Annotated in this window: 17 protein-coding genes and 1 pseudogene; 15 read left to right on the forward strand and 3 right to left on the reverse strand. The window is 54.0% G+C overall.

Annotation, left to right across the window (positions count from 1 at the left end):
- Positions 1–3: 3 nt before the first annotated feature.
- Complete coding sequence (locus tag IPH75_07775; protein ID MBK7141962.1) at positions 4–387, reverse strand: PilZ domain-containing protein; 384 nt, start codon at positions 385–387, stop codon at positions 4–6.
- Positions 388–806: 419 nt separating this feature from the next.
- Here IPH75_07775 and IPH75_07780 point away from each other — a divergent pair, with 419 nt between their 5' ends.
- From IPH75_07780 to IPH75_07820, 9 genes are all read left to right on the forward strand, one after another.
- Positions 807–1,340 carry a DUF3365 domain-containing protein gene (locus IPH75_07780; GenBank protein MBK7141963.1) on the forward strand — a complete coding sequence of 178 codons (534 nt, stop codon included), beginning with the start codon at positions 807–809 and terminating at the stop codon, positions 1,338–1,340.
- A gap of 156 nt (positions 1,341–1,496) precedes the next feature.
- Complete coding sequence (locus IPH75_07785; protein ID MBK7141964.1) at positions 1,497–1,742, forward strand: PAS domain-containing protein; 246 nt, start codon at positions 1,497–1,499, stop codon at positions 1,740–1,742.
- Positions 1,743–1,759: 17 nt separating this feature from the next.
- The gene (locus IPH75_07790) at positions 1,760–2,086 is read left to right on the forward strand and encodes a PAS domain-containing protein (protein ID MBK7141965.1); all 327 of its coding nucleotides are present in this window, start codon (positions 1,760–1,762) and stop codon (positions 2,084–2,086) included.
- Positions 2,087–2,296: 210 nt separating this feature from the next.
- Entirely contained in the window at positions 2,297–4,231 is a 1,935-nt protein-coding gene (locus tag IPH75_07795; GenBank protein ID MBK7141966.1) for a PAS domain S-box protein, read from the forward strand.
- A 45-nt stretch (positions 4,232–4,276) separates the two neighbouring features.
- Entirely contained in the window at positions 4,277–4,732 is a 456-nt protein-coding gene (locus IPH75_07800) for a hypothetical protein (GenBank protein ID MBK7141967.1), read from the forward strand.
- Positions 4,722–5,093, forward strand: coding sequence for a response regulator (locus IPH75_07805; GenBank protein MBK7141968.1), 372 nt, complete (start codon positions 4,722–4,724; stop codon positions 5,091–5,093). The genes IPH75_07800 and IPH75_07805 overlap by 11 nt, the downstream gene beginning before the upstream one ends.
- 132 nt (positions 5,094–5,225) lie before the next feature.
- Positions 5,226–5,378: a hypothetical protein gene (locus IPH75_07810; protein MBK7141969.1), complete on the forward strand. Its 153-nt coding sequence runs from the start codon at positions 5,226–5,228 to the stop codon at positions 5,376–5,378.
- 851 nt (positions 5,379–6,229) lie between these two features.
- Complete coding sequence (locus tag IPH75_07815; protein MBK7141970.1) at positions 6,230–7,921, forward strand: SUMF1/EgtB/PvdO family nonheme iron enzyme; 1,692 nt, start codon at positions 6,230–6,232, stop codon at positions 7,919–7,921.
- Between the two features lie 386 nt (positions 7,922–8,307).
- Entirely contained in the window at positions 8,308–8,655 is a 348-nt protein-coding gene (locus tag IPH75_07820) for a cupin domain-containing protein (protein MBK7141971.1), read from the forward strand.
- Positions 8,656–8,847: 192 nt separating this feature from the next.
- Here the strand turns inward: IPH75_07820 and IPH75_07825 are convergent, their stop codons facing one another.
- Positions 8,848–10,659 carry a hypothetical protein gene (locus tag IPH75_07825; protein MBK7141972.1) on the reverse strand — a complete coding sequence of 604 codons (1,812 nt, stop codon included), beginning with the start codon at positions 10,657–10,659 and terminating at the stop codon, positions 8,848–8,850.
- Between the two features lie 182 nt (positions 10,660–10,841).
- Between IPH75_07825 and IPH75_07830 the strand changes: the two genes are divergently transcribed.
- Complete coding sequence (locus IPH75_07830) at positions 10,842–11,417, forward strand: DUF4287 domain-containing protein (protein ID MBK7141973.1); 576 nt, start codon at positions 10,842–10,844, stop codon at positions 11,415–11,417.
- 18 nt (positions 11,418–11,435) lie between these two features.
- On the opposite strand, the gene IPH75_07835 is transcribed toward IPH75_07830, so the two are convergent.
- On the reverse strand, positions 11,436–12,386 hold the full coding sequence (locus IPH75_07835) for a MerR family transcriptional regulator (protein MBK7141974.1): 951 nt from the start codon (positions 12,384–12,386) through the stop codon (positions 11,436–11,438).
- Between the two features lie 261 nt (positions 12,387–12,647).
- Here IPH75_07835 and IPH75_07840 point away from each other — a divergent pair, with 261 nt between their 5' ends.
- The 5 genes and pseudogenes from IPH75_07840 (at position 12,648) to IPH75_07860 (ending at position 16,494) form a co-directional block, all read left to right on the forward strand.
- A complete protein-coding gene (locus IPH75_07840) occupies positions 12,648–12,869 on the forward strand; it encodes a DUF378 domain-containing protein (GenBank protein MBK7141975.1) in 222 nt (73 codons plus the stop codon).
- Between the two features lie 46 nt (positions 12,870–12,915).
- Entirely contained in the window at positions 12,916–13,437 is a 522-nt protein-coding gene (locus tag IPH75_07845) for a fasciclin domain-containing protein (protein ID MBK7141976.1), read from the forward strand.
- A gap of 95 nt (positions 13,438–13,532) precedes the next feature.
- Positions 13,533–14,215: pseudogene (locus IPH75_07850) on the forward strand (DUF4397 domain-containing protein).
- Positions 14,216–14,297: 82 nt separating this feature from the next.
- Positions 14,298–16,064, forward strand: a complete 1,767-nt coding sequence (locus IPH75_07855; GenBank protein ID MBK7141977.1) for a DUF4397 domain-containing protein — start codon at positions 14,298–14,300, stop codon at positions 16,062–16,064.
- A 145-nt stretch (positions 16,065–16,209) separates the two neighbouring features.
- The gene (locus IPH75_07860) at positions 16,210–16,494 is read left to right on the forward strand and encodes an N-acetyltransferase (GenBank protein MBK7141978.1); all 285 of its coding nucleotides are present in this window, start codon (positions 16,210–16,212) and stop codon (positions 16,492–16,494) included.
- Positions 16,495–16,509: the final 15 nt, after the last annotated feature.

Raw genomic sequence — 16,509 nt, forward strand, 5'->3', positions numbered from 1 at the left:
ATCTTACCGGCCCGTACTACCGACTGTCGATTCTTCGGTGTCCATCATCTTGACCGCATACTCGGCCTGAACAAGGAGGAGGAGCAGTTCAACATCTTCGGACAACTGCGCAAATTGGAAGCCGGCATCAAAGACATCCTTCTTTGCCGTTTTCGTCTTCCAACGGCAGCAAGCTTCCAATTCTACTGATCTTTTCCCCATGATGGCCCGCGGAAGGACCAGTTTCAACTTGTAGATATTTCCCTGAGTGAACGGTCCTTTACCGGTCAATTTCATTCCATGCACTGAGAGATCGCGAAGAAACCCCAGCGTCAGACAACTAACGCGGTCTTTTACCGGGAGGACATCCGGGGCATAGATTCGTCGATCTTTTCTTTTGTTGGTCATTGTAATCGTCACCAGTCGGAAAGAGATGGTTCATTCGTAGAAATCGGCATTGGCGGTCGATGCTTTAGGATTCGCGCAGTAAAATCGGGGGCTATTCTGTCTTCCGCTCTGCTTGTATTGCCTTGCCTGACAGCCGGTTGATTCCTGTGCCTGTTAACTTTTTGCACAGCTTGCCGATACTAGTTGACGGGCTTATCCATGATGATATTCGCTCAACTTGGGTGAAAAACGTGGATACCGGTTATATACAGAGGATCAGCTAACGTGCTCTCTCGTAATTCACTCCAGACCGTGGCTTCGCTGAAATACGCATTGCTCCTGGCCCTTGCATGGACCGCAGCAGTCGCGGCATCAATGGTCTGGAACTATCATAGCCAGCACGAAGGAGTGATCGAACTCGGGAGGCGGCACGATCACAGATCGCCGAAGATCTGATCTATATCCAGTGGGGTGATTCGACTGCCAATCCAACAAGCATTGATACCTCGTACCAGACATATCGGGTCCATCGAGTGTTTTGCCCCGGCCGCAATGGCCAAGAGACTCGCAGCCATCTGACAAGCAAGAATCCGATCCATCCCGAGCATGAGCCCGACAGTTGGGAGAGTACTGCACTCGACCTCTTTGCTCAGGGCGCTCGTGAGTACTCAACCAAAACCATAGTCAATAACGAACCACACCTTCGCTATATGCAGCCGCTTATCACGAAGGAGGACTGTTTTGGGTGTCACTCAGGACAGGGGTATACGGCCGGCAAGATAGGCGGTGGCATTTCGGTAGAGATTCCTCTCGGCGAATTCACCGCCGCAGCCTCGGCACGCCTCCAGCCCCTGATGGTCGCCCACCTCCTGCTCTGGTTGTTTGGAGTGACCATGCTGTCGATCGGTGCCTGGCACAGTGGACGGCGGGAGCGACTCCGGATAGAAACCTTATCGTCGCTTAAAAGAAAGTGAAGAGCGACTCGATCTGGCTATCAAGGGGACCGGTGCGGGGTTGTGGGATTGGAAGATCCAGTCGGGCGAACTTGTCCTCAACGAGCGTAGGGCGGAGATACTTGGATACACTATTGAAGAACTCCAGCCAATTTCCATTGCAACCTGGTTCAATCTGTGCCACCGGACGACCTGATCCAATCCGAGGTACTGATCCATCGGCACTTCTCTGGCGTCACTGACCATTACGAATGCGATATCCGGATGAAGCACTGTTCAGGTGACTGGATCTGGATCTCCGATCGCGGCCGAGTGGTCGAGCGAGACGCCGAGGGAAAACCGCTTCGCATGACGGGAACCCATGTCGATGTCACTGAATCCAAGAAGTCAGGCAAGCCTTGCACGAAAGTGAATCGCGCCTGAAAGACATCATATTCAGCATGGCCGACTGGGTCTGGGAAGTTGACGAGAACGGGATCTTCACCTACTGCTCAGACAGGTCTATCGAAATGATGGGCTTCACGCCTGCCGAACTGATCGGCAAATCTCCCTTTGAATTCATGCCGCCCGAAGAAGCAACTCGAGTGTCTGCGGTCTTTTCGAATTTAGCCTCCAAGCGAGCCCCTATTGTTAACCTCGAGAATTGGGTGCTTTCTAAGAATGGCGCACTGATGTGCATGGTCACCAATGCTGTCCCATTCCTGGATGACCTGGAAATCTCAAGGGATATCGTGGTGTCGACAAAGATATCACGGAACGGAAGATAGCGGAAACGAAACTCCGCGAGAGCGAAACCAACTTTCGCACGTTCTTCGAGTCGGTCGGCGACCTGCTGATAGTGGCCTCCGAAGAGGGAAAGATCACTTTCACCAATTCGGCGGTAGGTACTGCGCTGGGATATTCGGTAGTGGAGCTTTCCACGATGCATATCCTGGACTTACACCCCGCTGACGTGCGCCAGGAGGCCCTTACCGTCATTGGCTCAATGGTTCGCGGTGAACGCACCAGTTGTCCCGCCTCTGGCGCGCAAGGACGGCTCTCTTCTCCCTGTCGAGACCGGATATGGTCCGGAAAATGGAATGGCGAGATTGCATCTTGGACTATCCAAAGACCTTACTGCAGAGCAGGAAGCCCAGCAGCGCTTTGAAAGTCTCTTCCGCAATAACCCGGCCCTGATGGCGGTCTCCGATACAAAGGATCGGAAGTTTATCGATGTCAATGACGCGTTCCTCAAGACGATCGGATATACGCGGGAAGAGGTCATCGGACGGAATGGCGATGAATTGAATCTCTTTGCGGACCCGGAACAACAGCAACAGGCAGGCAGGCAACTTTGGGAGACCGGACGGATCGCGGAGATCGAGCTACGCATCCGCCGCAAGAATGGTGAGATTCTGCACGGGCTCTTCACGGGCGAGATGATAATCAGTCAGGGGAAACAGTACTTCCTGACGGTGATGGTCGACATCACGGAACATCGCAAGGCAACCGAGGCACTAAGAGAATCACGAGAGCTCCTCAATTCTGTACTCCATTCAATACCGGCGAGAGTTTTCTGGAAAGACCGGAATGGTATCTACCTGGGCTGCAATGAGCTGTTTGCTCTTGACGCAGGACTTCGATCGCCGGAAGAGATCGTGGGAAAAGACGACCATGCCATGGTCTGGCGCGACCAAGCCGAGCTGTATTGCGCTGATGATCGCGCCGTGATCGAAAGTGGCGTGGCCAAGATGCTGATCGAGGAACCGCAAACCACACCAACCGGTGAACTGATCCATCTGCTGACCAGCAAGACCCCTCTCCGTAACAGCTCAGGAGAGATTGTTGGTGTCCTGGGCACTTACCTTGACATCACTGATCGAAGGAGTGCGGATCATGCTCTCAAGGTCCGCGAATCGTACTGTTCGATCATCGAAAATCAGCCAGGCCTGGTCTGGCTCAAAGATACCGAAAGCCGGTTTCTTGCCGTAAACAAGTCATTTGCCGCCTCCTGTGGCAAAGCAGAGCAACAGGATTTAGTGGGACTGACCGATCTGGACATCTGGCCAAAGGAACTCGCGGAGCAATATCGCCACGATGATGCCGAAGTGATCAGGACTGGCCAGAGCAAGATCGTCGAGGAATTGGTCAGAGATCGCGGCGAAGATAGGTGGTTCGAGACGTTCAAGACGCCGGTGTTGGACGACAATGGACGGATCATTGGTACAACCGGCTATGCCCGCGACATTACCGAACGAAAACAGGCAGAAGAAGCGCTTCGCAAATCGGAAGAGCGTTATCATCAGCTTTTTAATTCTGTGCTCGAAGGGATTGTGACGGTCGATCCGAACTACGTCATCGAATACTACAACCCCTCGTTCGCCCAGGTATTCGAGTCTGTTCAGACCGATGAATTGATTGGACGTAACCTACTCGATCTGACACCAGAGGATCAGCATGAAGTGGTCCGTGCGCAAGCTCAGAACCGGAAAATGGGACCGCAAAGTCAATACGAACTGGATATCATCACGTTGAACGGACGGCGCAAGAAACTTCTGGCCTCGGTCTCACCGCGTATGGATGACCAGGGGAACTATCTCGGCGCATTCGGAACGGTGATCGATATCACCGAAATGAAGCGGCTGCAACAATTGGAGTCGCGGGCTCAACGGCCGAGACAGCGGGGCAGATCGCCGGACAGGTCGCACGATTTTAACAATATGCTTGCCCTGATGATGGCCTATCCCGAACTGATCAGGGAATCCCTTCCGGTCAATGACCCCGCTTTCCATTATCTCGATTCCATCGAAGATTCCGCGAAAGATCGCCGATCTCAATCAACAGCTTCTGACGTTGAGCCGACGAGGGCACTACAACCAGGAAGTCCTCTGCCTCAACACGGTGGTCCAGCAGGTCATTCGCGATATGGGTGATACTCCTCAACCCTCGCGCTCGAGTTATGCCTGGCCCCGGACATCATGAACATCACCGGTGGCACGGCGCAACTCTACCGGGTCGTAATGAACCTGGTCACGAATGCGCGGGATGCCATGCAGGATATCGGACTACTGAACATCCGGACCGAAAATTTCTACGCCGATGATTCGACCATCCAATTTGGCCGGGTTCCGCGAGGCGAGTACATCCGTTTGTCCGTCACGGATACCGGCTGCGGGATCCCCGACGATCTGGTGGAGAGAATATTCGATCCGTACTTCACCACCAAGTCGGCCGATAAGAAGCGTGGATCAGGATTGGGACTCAGGTGTGGTCGATGCGGTCGGAAAGACCACGGCGGCTATCTTGACCTGACCACTCGCGTTGGTCACGGATCGACTTTCTCGCTCTATTTCCCGATTGTCAGAGGCACAGTCTCTGGTTCGTCCACCGACAAAGGCGATTGGCGGTACCGAACGAATTCTGGTGATCGATGACGATGATATTCAGCGAGAGGTCTCGTCGCGGCTGTTGACCTCTCTGGGTTATTTGGTCACCGACTGCGCCAATGGTGATGCCGCGGTCAAGCTGCTGGGACATCAGCAATTTGACCTTCTGCTGGTTGATATGATCATGCCCAACTCCATGGATGGTACCGAGACCTATCGGCGCGCCCTTGAGATCAATCCGGAACAAAAGGCCATTATCGTCTCCGGCTTCTCAGAATCCGAACGGGTGCTCGAGGCCCAGCGCCTGGGCGCCGGCCAGTTCGTCCGGAAGCCGCTTGACCGAAGAACGATCGCGGCCGCCGTTCGCCGGGAATTGGATCGAAGACCGGCATCGGCCAGCTACCGATAGTGGCCCCGCCGCTCCTTTCAATCCCTTTTCCTCCACTCCTTTCGAAGAACACTTGGCAATTTCCGCTCGCGCGGTATCTTCGATTTATGGCCATAAATAGTCTATCTTTATCTTACCCGGCGGTGTTTTGCCATGTCCGGTGACATGCGCGACGATGTTGCGCGCTCGCCCATGATGATGAGCGCGGGTTCGATGGTCCAGCACTACCGGATCATTGAAAAGCTGGGAGCAGGGGGAATGGGGAGGTCTTTCTGGCCGAAGATACTCGGTTGGACCGCCAGGTAGCGCTCAAATTTCTGCCGCACATCTGGCAAATAACAGCGAAGCTCGCTCCCGGTTTGAGCGCGAGGCCCGTATCATTTCTCAGCTCAATCATCCGCACATTTGCACCTCTACGATATTGGACGACATCACGAAACAGACTTTCTGGTCCTGGAGTACATCCCGGGTGAGACGCTGGCCTCCCGCCTTGAACGCGGGCCGCTTCCGGTCGACGAGCTCCTCGTATTCGGTGCCCAGGTAGCCGACGGATTGGCCAAAGCACATCGGGCGGGGGTTGTTCACCGCGACCTCAAGCCGGGCAACCTCATGTTGACTGCCTCGGGAGTGAAACTCCTTGATTTTGGTCTGTCCCGTCCGACCGAGACGCGAACGGCTGAATCAGTATCAAGTGAGCCGGCAACCGCGAATATTCCTCTGACCACGCAGGGTGCGTTCATCGGAACGATTCCCTACATGTCTCCAGAACAGATCACCGGAGGAGAGGTCGACGAACGGACTGATATCTTTGCGCTCGGCTCCGTATTGTATGAGATGGCGACCGGAGAGCGACTTTTTGGCGGAACTAACACGGCGTTGGTATTTAACGCCATCATGCAATTCACTCCCGATAGCGTGGGCCGGATCAATCATGCCCTGCCGGGGCCACTCGCAGCCATTATTCGACGTTGTCTGGAACGTGACCCTGCCAACCGGTACGCCAATGCAGGCGATCTGCTTATCGAATTGAAACGACTTCGCAATTGGGCTCGCGATGAAGGACTGCCAAAGCTGGCGAGCATCATTGAGAAGATCCAGTCACTGGATGAAGGGCCGGAAGCCTGGTCTGCTATGAACTTGCTCGCGAGATCGAGAAGATGGCGGATGTTGATGGGCAACTGGAACGGTTCCTGCCGGAGTTCAGTCGCAAGATCAACATTACATCCGATCCACCCGGCGCAACCGTCTCTATCAAATATTACGGTGACCCGGAGAGCGAGTGGATCCCACTTGGTGTGACTCCGCTACAGGAGGTGCGTTATCCTCGAGGTTTCACCAGACTCAAGCTTGAGCTGGCGGGACACAGGCCGTGTCATGATCTGCTCTGGATAATCGAAAATTCAGTCTTTGGCGCCACGGACAATAGGACCTCGTTGTGGCATTATCGGCTGGTCTCGCCGGGCGAGATCCCAGATGACATGGAACTGATTCCCGGCGGGGAGTTTCCACTCTTTATGCCGGGACTCGACCATTTAAAGACCGAACCCATGTCCGAGTTTCTGCTCGACCGCCATCCTGTCACCAATCGCGAATTCAAGAAGTTCGTTGATATCGGCGGATACGATAGCGAAGAATACTGGCGACATCCGTTCGTTGACGATGGGCGTACCATTGAGAGGCAAGAGGCGCTCGGAAGATTCACCGACGCGGTGGGCCAACCCGGCCCTGCCGGATGGGAGTTCGGCGAATTCCCCTCAGGTGAGGATGACCTCCCGGTCACGGGGATCAGTTGGTACGAAGCCGCTGCATACGCGGTTTGGGCCGGTAAAGAGCTGCCGACCATCTTCCACTGGAATCGCGTCGCTTTCACCGTGGCCAGCTCGCAGATCATTCCCTTCTGCAACTTTTCGGGCAAAAGTCTTCTGCCGGTAGGTTCTACACAAGCGATGCATAGATTTGGGATATATGATCTCGCCGGCAACGTTCGCGAATGGACCTGGAATGAATGCAATCGTCCGGGTCAGCGTTTCATTCTGGGTGGCGGATGGAATGACGCAGAATACGCGATTACCGATGCGTATGCTCAGTCGCCATTCGATCGCTCCCGCACCAACGGCTTCCGCTGTATGCGAGTGTTGGCTGACGAGCCGAACCGAGTGAATCTCGAGCGGATCATTGAACTCCCGTTCCGTGATTTTATGACGGAAGAGCCAGTGTCGAACGAGGTATTTGGATTTTTCCTTCGACAGTTTAGCTATGACAAGACGCCACTGAATGCCAGGATAGAGTCAGAAGAAGAGCGTCCACTCGGGATCCTTCAGAAGATCAGTTTTGATGCCGCCTATGGCGGCGAGCAGATGTTGGCCTATCTGTTCCTGCCGATCCGACCGAAACCTCCGTTGCAGACGGTAGTGATGTTCCCCGGTTCGCTGGCGATCCATGTCTCGTCAGTCGGGACAACCGACTTCCGGCGAGCGGACTTCATCTTGAAGAGTGGTCGTGCTCTCATGCTCCCCATTTATAAGGGAACCTACCAGCGAGGGGATGAGCTGAAATCCGATTATCCTGATCAATCGACATTCTATAAAGATCATGTCATCATGTGGAGCAAGGATCTGGCCCGTTCGATCGACTACTTGGAAACCCGAGCAGATATTGATTCATCCAAGCTGGCCTATTACGGCATTAGCTGGGGTGGCGCGATGGGGGCGATCATGCCCGCGATCGAAAAGCGGATCAAGACGGTTGTGCTCTACGTAGCCGGTCTCATCTTTCAACACGCGTTGCCGGAAGTCGATCAGATCAACTATATCGCGGGTCACGCAACCGACTCTGATGCTGAACGGTGAGCGTGACTTCTTCTTTCCGATTGAGACGTCGCAGCGCCCGATGTTTGAACTTTTGGGCGCTCCACCGGATCAGAAAAAGCGGCTGACCTATTCACTGGGACATTCTGTACCTCGGAGCGAACTGGTCAAAGAGGTCTTGCTTTGGCTGGACCAGCATCTTGGGCCGGTGCGTTGAAGAAGACAGAGTTGCCACAATTGATCCGAAGCTGAGTCAAGTTCGGCCCTATTGCCACGCCAGCCCGATCCTGAATTGGTGCCACACCCTTCCTCATTCGCCGACACCTGTAACGAACTTTCCAGTTGGTACCGAAGGGTCTGTTTGCTATTTTTCTGTCCTGGCAGATTTGGCCAACCTTCGCATTAACTATACCTGGGAAAGAGGTCCTATGCAGGTTATTCGTTTACAAAGCGGGGAGAGTTATGAACCGGAGAAAGACTGGAAACGGATATCGATCTGCGCCCAGCCGGATATTTCTATCGAGCACTTCGTCAAACCGCCGAAGCATGCATCGCCGAAACATGACCATCCCAACGCCCAGGTATTGATTGTCCTGGAAGGTAAACTGACCATCACTACCGACTCGGATGAACAGACGCTTGAGGTCGGTGATTCCGTTTACATCCCGGGAAACGAATCGCACATCGTTACCAATCCGTTATCCACGCCATCGGTCGGAATTGATATCTTTGTGCCTGGACGGTCGTTTGATTTCTGGAAAAATCGAGGCAAGTGATCACGAAATAGACCCCTGCCAGATCAAAATGAAAAGGGCCGGCAGTCAGCCGGCCCTTTGTTTAAGTCCGTAGTATCTGCTTACTTTTTCCAGGGAGCTGCAGTCGGAGCTTCAAAGGTAAACCATAATTCGAAATTCCGATTGGCGGTAGCCAGTGTAGAAGTGGTGACCTGCACGAGATCAGTCATTGGATCACCGCCGTTGGGCCAGACCATAGGCTCCGATCAGATCTCCAGCACTTGGTCCGCCATCTTCGCCACTGCCGTCATTATCCCAGAATGCAACAATGTACATTGAGTCGTTGGAATAGTAAGGCATTTCATACCAACCTGGTTCCGGCGAAACGAGAGTCACCACTGGATCAACACCCTCGGAAGTGAACGGGTTTTCCCGGAAGAGATATATATAGATGTTATTCCCGTGGAATGTCGGGCAGTCAATGTCACCGGTCACCGCGATTATCGGCAGGAACGACCCTTCTCGCTCCTGGAAGTCGGCATACCGGTTCTCCTCATCATAAGTGACATCGAACTTATAATATCGGTCGCCAATGGTAGCCGGGCGAACGATTGCATCGCCGAAAAAGTCCGACATATGGCCATCCACATCAACTAACGTCCAGGCGTCGTAATCCCCCTCCGGAATGTATCCGGAGCTGTCTCCGGACAGCATGTCTGTCGGTTGCAGTGAAACCATCGCCGAGTTATTGTAGACCATGCCGACACCCGCAAAGACGGGATCATCATGGATATTGAGCGGCTGCTCACCATCGGGATAAAGGGCCACGGCAAACGGCTTGCCGTCGTTCCCCGCCGGTATCCCCTTCACCGAATAAATAAACGACTGGTAGTTTTGAAGGGCGCTGTCTGAGATAGTGATCGTCCTGTCAGTAAGAACGGTCAGGTCAAGCGTCCCCCAGAAATAATCATCGACTGTCAGGCATGGGTATTCCGTCACATTGGGACTAAAGCTATTATCCTTGTCCAGAACCACCAGCAGTTGGAATGTTCCAGCCTGCAGCAACTCTACCGATACGGTAACGTCGGTTCCCTCAACTACCGTTTCACCCAGCGCCAAATGCGGGTCCTGGAATGTCTCGTAAACGTAGAGATAAAGACCATGGCCTTCTAGTCCGAGTTCCGTGGGTACGGTAAGATTCAGAGTCAGAGTCTGGGCATCCAGGGCCGTGAAATCCCCCGTCCGGAAATAAAACTGGCTTTCCTCTGGCCCAAGGTAAGTGAAATCAGATTGAGCGATCAGGTCGCCATTCTCAATCCCACCTTGGCCATTCTGAGTGAACCAGTCTTCGGGTGTGCCGTCGACATCCACTATACACCAGAAGTCGTATTCTCCTGCGGAAAGTGGGTCTGGCCCAAGTTCACCATCCTGGAACATGGAAACAACGATTGCTCCGTTATAAACAAACGATGCTGCACCGACAATCGCGTTCGGCTGGCTGGTCGCCAGAACATCATAGCCGTCTGTAAACAGACCGGCGCCTGCGATCTTCCCTTCCTGACTGGACGGAATACCGCGAACGCCAACTATGATCGCCTCACTGTAATACCGTTGCCAATGATACTGACTCAACGTGAGGGTATCTGCTCCGCTCACCTCGACATCGAGTCCCATCCAAAAGTAATCGCTGTCACTGACCAAGCCCGTCTCCTGGGTTGCCGAACTATCGTGACTAATTGCTACCATGAGCGCATAAACATCTGCCGGAATGCTATCTACCGTGATCTGGACGAAACCGTCGGCAAACAGCTCGTCTTCGCTCACGACCATCAGACTATCTCCGGCTTGGTTCAACAGAGCCAGCCTCGCGGCATGGCCATTCACATTCGACTGAGCCGGAGCGATGAGATTCACCGTGATAGAGCCGGTGGTGGCAGAGGTGTCATTATTGACCGGGTCTTTGCCGCAACCGCCGATAGATATTGCCAAGAGCAACAAACTGAGGGTCAACGCCCACTGGCGCGATGCAAAATTTCGATGGAACATACTTCTCTCCTGTTGGGATTATAATGCCGCCTCTTGTCTCCATTATCGGCCATCATAGAACATTGTTGAGAAACACGAGTAAATTGGTATATTTTGCGTGGACGACGATTTGAAGAAGAATGTCGACATGCTAACAACTGGCGTTCGTTTATTAGAATGCCGCAACATGAGGAGGTATTTCCATGGCCGACCCACAACAGGCACTGCAAACGCAGCTCAAGAACATTCAGACTAAGACCGGAAAGACGTTGGATGAACTTGCGAAGATCGTGAAGATGAGCGGTTTGACCAAGCATGGCGAAATCCGCGACATGCTCAAAGTAGACCTTGGATTAGGACACGGCGATGCCAACACGCTTACTCATGTGATCCTCAAGAGTGATGGCGCCAGCGCCGCGCAGGAAACGACCTCCGCGGGTGGCGATGTCCTAGATACTATCTACACCGGCCCCAAAGCCCATATGCGACCGATACACGAAGCGCTCATGAAGAAAATCAGTACATTTGGTGAGTTCGAGATCGCGCCCAAGAAGGGGTATGTCAGCCTTCGACGGAAAAAGCAGTTCGCCATGCTCGGCCCCGCGACCAATACGCGGTTCGAAGTTGGATTGAATGTGAAGGGGCTGAAAGCGGGGGGACGGCTTGAAGAACTCCCGGCCGGCGGAATGTGCAATTACAAAGTCAAACTCACCGAAGTATCCGAGGTCAATGACGAGCTGTTCAGTTGGATCAAACAGGCATTCGACAGCGCCGGGTGAGCTGTCTGGGCTTCTCGGTCATGCTGAACGGAGCAAGGCCAGCTGTATACGCAGGCCATGCATGTCATCCACCAGTGTGATTCCTGCACCCAACAACGCAGACTGATACGCGTGAGCCGCTGATCCCCCTATGATAATGGGCAACTGGTCGCCGATCAGGCGGCGAAGTCTGGCCATCTCACCCGGCAAACGCGGGTCATCCGCGGGAAACACCACACTCAATGCGATCGCTGTCGCTCCGGTCTGCTGCACGGTTCCGGCGATCTCCTCTGCCGGAAGACTCGGTCCCAGATATATCGGTCGCCATCCTTCCAGCGCTGCCTGGACCGCCGCAATCATCGCGCCCAGTTCGTGCAACTGCCCCGCCGGAGTGGAGATCACGATGGCTGGCGCGTTGGCCGGATATCGGTGGGAGAGCAACATCGCACCCACATGCTGACTCACCATGGCAGTCGCCATATGCTCATGCGCGATTCGCAAATTCCCTTCTTTCCAAAGAGAACCGACTTGATCCATCAGCGGCAAAATCACCTTGTCCAGAACAACGGCCTGGCCGAGCTGAACTTCCGCGAGGGTGAGAACAGCATCCAGCTCCTCGGCATCCAGCTTTTTGATAGCCTTGAGCGCGCGCTCCACGAAGTACGCTGACGTATTCTCCGACGCGACAGCCGGTAGAGTTGCGGTTTTGGATCCGATCAATCGCTCTAATTCGGTATTGGACATGGACGCGATGTCCCCGATCCTGTGACCGGCCTGCACCGCCATATGCAGCAGGCGCAAATGCTCGATCTCCGTCTCGGAATAAAGACGACGATTGGTATCTGTACGATTGGGTGTGACCGCCCGATATCTCTTCTCCCACACCCTTATCAAATGCTGGCTGATGCCGAGCCGCTTCGCCACGGCCCGAATGCCCAATCCCGGTTCTCTGGCTAGTTCCATCACTGTATTGTCCGATATTTCAATCATCAAAAGTTAGACATTATATACACCCTGTAAGACATTAGACAAGCCTTAAGTTCCACATACTGACGAATCCAATCCACGCGGCTTAGCCATCGGCTAATATAACCTATTATATAAGAGTGGATTATGCGATTCCATGAAAAATCTTCGTTTTTCGTGAACTTCTTTCGCCTCTGAACAGTTTAATTAGGCAAACGATAGACAAATGATGAACAAACAGGTCGAGCGTCTGAAGCGCTCGAACCCTTAAGACAGGAGAAGAAAATGAAATCAATAGACACCATCGTCGCCCTGCTACTGGTCATCGGCGGCCTGAACTGGGGTCTGGTCGGATTCATGAATTTCGATCTGGTCGCAACCCTGCTTGGTGATGCCACCATGCTCAGCCGCCTGGTCTATGTGGTGGTTGGCCTCTGCGCCATCTATCAGATGCTTCAGTGGAAAGCTATCCAGCGCCGCTGGGGTATGTCTGCCGCCCGGGCCTAGGATTGTCAAACAACTCTACACAATAGAAGAAGAGGAACGAGAAACCATGAAAACTTTGAAATCAATCGCGCTTGCTAGCGCGTTCGTGTTTGCCCTGATGAGCGTAGTCGTCACCGCGCAGGCAAGTGATGCTGACAAGAAGGCGCCGGCCAAGCAGTTGGATATTGTCGAGACCGCAGTCACGGCAGGCAATTTCACGACTCTAGTTGCGGCAGTGCAAGCCGCTGGCCTGGTCGAGACCCTCAAGGGGAAAGGTCCGTTCACGGTCTTTGCGCCGACGGACGAAGCGTTCAAGAAGCTCCCAGCCGGTACGGTTGAAGCCCTTCTTAAGGACAAAGCGAAACTGACCGCTATTCTGACCTATCACGTAGTCGCCGGCGAAGTCAAAGCCGCCGATGTGGTCAAGCTTACCGAAGCGAAGACGGTCAATGGCCAGAGTGTGAAGATCACCACAACCAAGGACGGCGTGATGGTGGATTATGCAAAGGTCGTTAAGGCAGACATCACTGCTTCCAACGGCGTTATCCACGTCATTGACACGGTGATCCTGCCCAAAGAAAAAGAATAACATCACTGAGAACTGATCGAACGGGTCGTGCCGCCTATTGCTGGCGCGACCCGACCAAAACTGACAAGAACGAAAACAAATAGAGGAGTAAACTGATGTTTAAGAAAGCAATGCTCGTGACAATGCTCGCTGCGCTTCCGCTAGCGATCACCTCCTGTAGTGATGATGACAACCCGGTCGCATCGCAGCCCAAAGCCAATGTAATGGTGGTTCACGCATCCCCGAATGCCCCCGCGGTTGACCTGCTGGTCGACAACAACGTTGCGGGGACCGGTCTGGCATTTCCCGCCAACACAGGCTACCTGCCGGTGAATGCCGGGACACGCAATGTGAAGGTCAATGTGACCGGTACCAGCACAACGGTCATCAATGCGGACCTGGCACTCACGGCGAACGGCGACTATACCGTTTTGCGGTTGATTCCGTCAGCAAGATCTCGACTGTCGTTCTGGAAGACAATCTCGCCACGCCGGCCGCCGGCAAAGCGCACGTTCGCTTTGTTCACCTCTCCCCGAACGCCCCAGCCGTCAATATCACGCTGACCGATGGGACCATCGTGTTCGGCAACAAAGCGTTCAAGCAGTCGACCGACTTCACCCCGCTCGATGCCGGTACTTACAACCTGCAGGTTCGTGATGCCGCCACCAACACTGCCGTGGTGCTGAGCTTGAATGGTGTCGTTCTCACCGCCGGTGACATCTACACCGTCTTCGCCAAAGGATTTGTTGGCGGAGCTGGTGCTCAGGCGCTGGGTGCGGAGATCATCGTCAACAATTAACCAAAGTGTTCGGGCCTCGGCTGGACGATGCCGGGGCCCTTACTCATAAACAAGAACTCAGAAGAACTGGGAGCAAAACAAAATGAAGCGCTTACTAATTCTCGTCACGGCGTTGGCCCTGTTGGCCACCTCTGCTTTCGCCAGCCGAGCAAAGACTGCTCGCCTGCAGGTGATTCATAACGCAGCCGATCCGGCGGCGGCAGTCGTTGACATCTATGTCAACGGCGAACTCCTTCTCAACGATTTCGCGTTCCGCGCGGCGACACCGTTTATTGATGTCCCTGCCGGCGTGCAGTTGAATATCGGCGTCGCGCCGGGCACCAGCTCGTCATCAGCGGATATTCTCGCCACTATCCCCGTCACTCTGCAGAAGGGGAAGATCTATGTCGCGATAGCCAACGGTGTCCTTGACCCCAATGCGTTTGCCTCCAACCCGGAAAACAAGTCCATTGGCTTTACTCTTTTTGCCAAAGACAAGATGCGCGAAAAGGCCACCTGGCGCCGCAATGTTGATCTCAATATTTTCCATGGTGCGACCGATGCCCCGGCCGTGGATGTTCGTGTTACTGGCAAGTACTCCTGGAATCTGGTGAGTGGACTTTCCTACGGTGAGTTCTCCGGATACAAAGATGTTTCTCCCCGCCAGTACCAGATCAATATCACTCCGGCCGGTGACGAAAACACGGTTGTAGCTGCCTATCAGGCCGACTTAACCGGACTGGCCGGTGGTGCGGCAGTAGTGTTTGCTTCAGGCTTTCTGAATCCTGCAGCTAATCAAGAGGGTGCTGCGTTTGGTCTGTTCGCCGCGCTGCCGAATGGCACGGTGATCGAACTCCCGCAGGTCACTACCGCTCGTTTGCAGGTGATCCACAATGCCGCCGATCCGGCCGCTGAAATGGTTGATGTCTATGTGAATGGCGGTCTGCTCCTCGACAATTTCGCCTTCCGTACAGCTACTCCGTTTGTTGATGTTCCGGCCGGAACTCCGCTCGAGATAGGCGTGGCTGGTTCCAACAGCGCGAATGCTTCGGAAGCGCTTGCCACGTTTACTGTCACTCTTACTCCCGGCCGTACGTATGTCGCTATGGCAAACGGTGTCCTCGATCCGAACGGCTTTGCCGAGAACCCGGATGGTCTTCCGATCGGTTTCTCACTCTATCCGCAGGAAGGGATCGCGGAGAAATCACCTTACGGGCATCTCGTCAATCTGGTAGCTTTCCATGGTGCTTCCGATGCTCCGACTGTAGATGTCGTTCCGCAACTCGGGAAAGTCCGGATCCCGATCTTTAACGATCTCTCCTATGGTTCCTTCTCTGAACGTCGTCTGCTCCCGGCCTGGAAGTACATCCTCGATGTGACTCCGGGCGGCGACAACAAAACGGTGGTAGCTTCCTTTGTTGCTGATCTTCGGGGTCTTGCAGGAGGCGCGGCTGTAGTTTTTGCTTCAGGATTTTTGAATCCGTCCGCCAATGGAGATGGTTCTGCATTTGGGCTTTTCGCCGCTCTCGCTGATGGCACCGTACTTGAACTTCCCGCGGCCAGTGCCACCGAGACTGCAGTCGCCAAGCTCGACAACAGCCTTCCGTCAGAGTTCGCATTAGATCAGAACTACCCGAATCCGTTCAACCCGACGACCACTATCTCCTTCTCCCTGCCGACACCGTCGGATGTCTCCCTGAAGGTGTACAATGTCATCGGTCAGGAGGTTGCTTCGCTGGTGGAAGGCCCGATGGGCGCGGGCGCACACACTGTTCAGTTTGATGCCACGAATCTATCTTCGGGCATTTATTTCTACCGCCTGACGGCAGGTGGTGTCACGCAGAGCAAGAAGATGAGCTTGCTTAAGTAACACTCGGATATTGTTCGACTGAAAGCCGGCGCCGGATAGGGTGCCGGCTTTCGTTTTTCCACGCTCTGGAACTCCCCCGGTTTCCCGGCCGTTTATGTAAATGTCACGAGCCCGCACACGACACTCAGTCCAGAGCAAAGGAAATATGGAGATTCAACAAAACTTCGACGGCGCCAAGGGGAGTTTTTTCATCGAACAGGATGGCACACGGGTCGCCGAAATGACGTACGTGCAGTCAACCTCGATTCTGATGATCATTGACCATACCGAGGTATCCCCCATCTTGAAAGGGCAGGGAGTCGGTGCCAAACTAGTTCGGGCAGGTGTAGAACACGCACGCCAAAATGGCCTGAAGATCGTTCCGCTCTGTCCCTTCGCCAAAGTAGAGTTCGAGCGGCATACTGAGTATGCGGATGTCTTAGTCAAGTAAGCGAGGTATCTCCTG

This window comes from bacterium, from assembly GCA_016708025.1.
In the GTDB taxonomy this organism is placed as follows: domain Bacteria; phylum Zixibacteria; class MSB-5A5; order GN15; family FEB-12; genus FEB-12.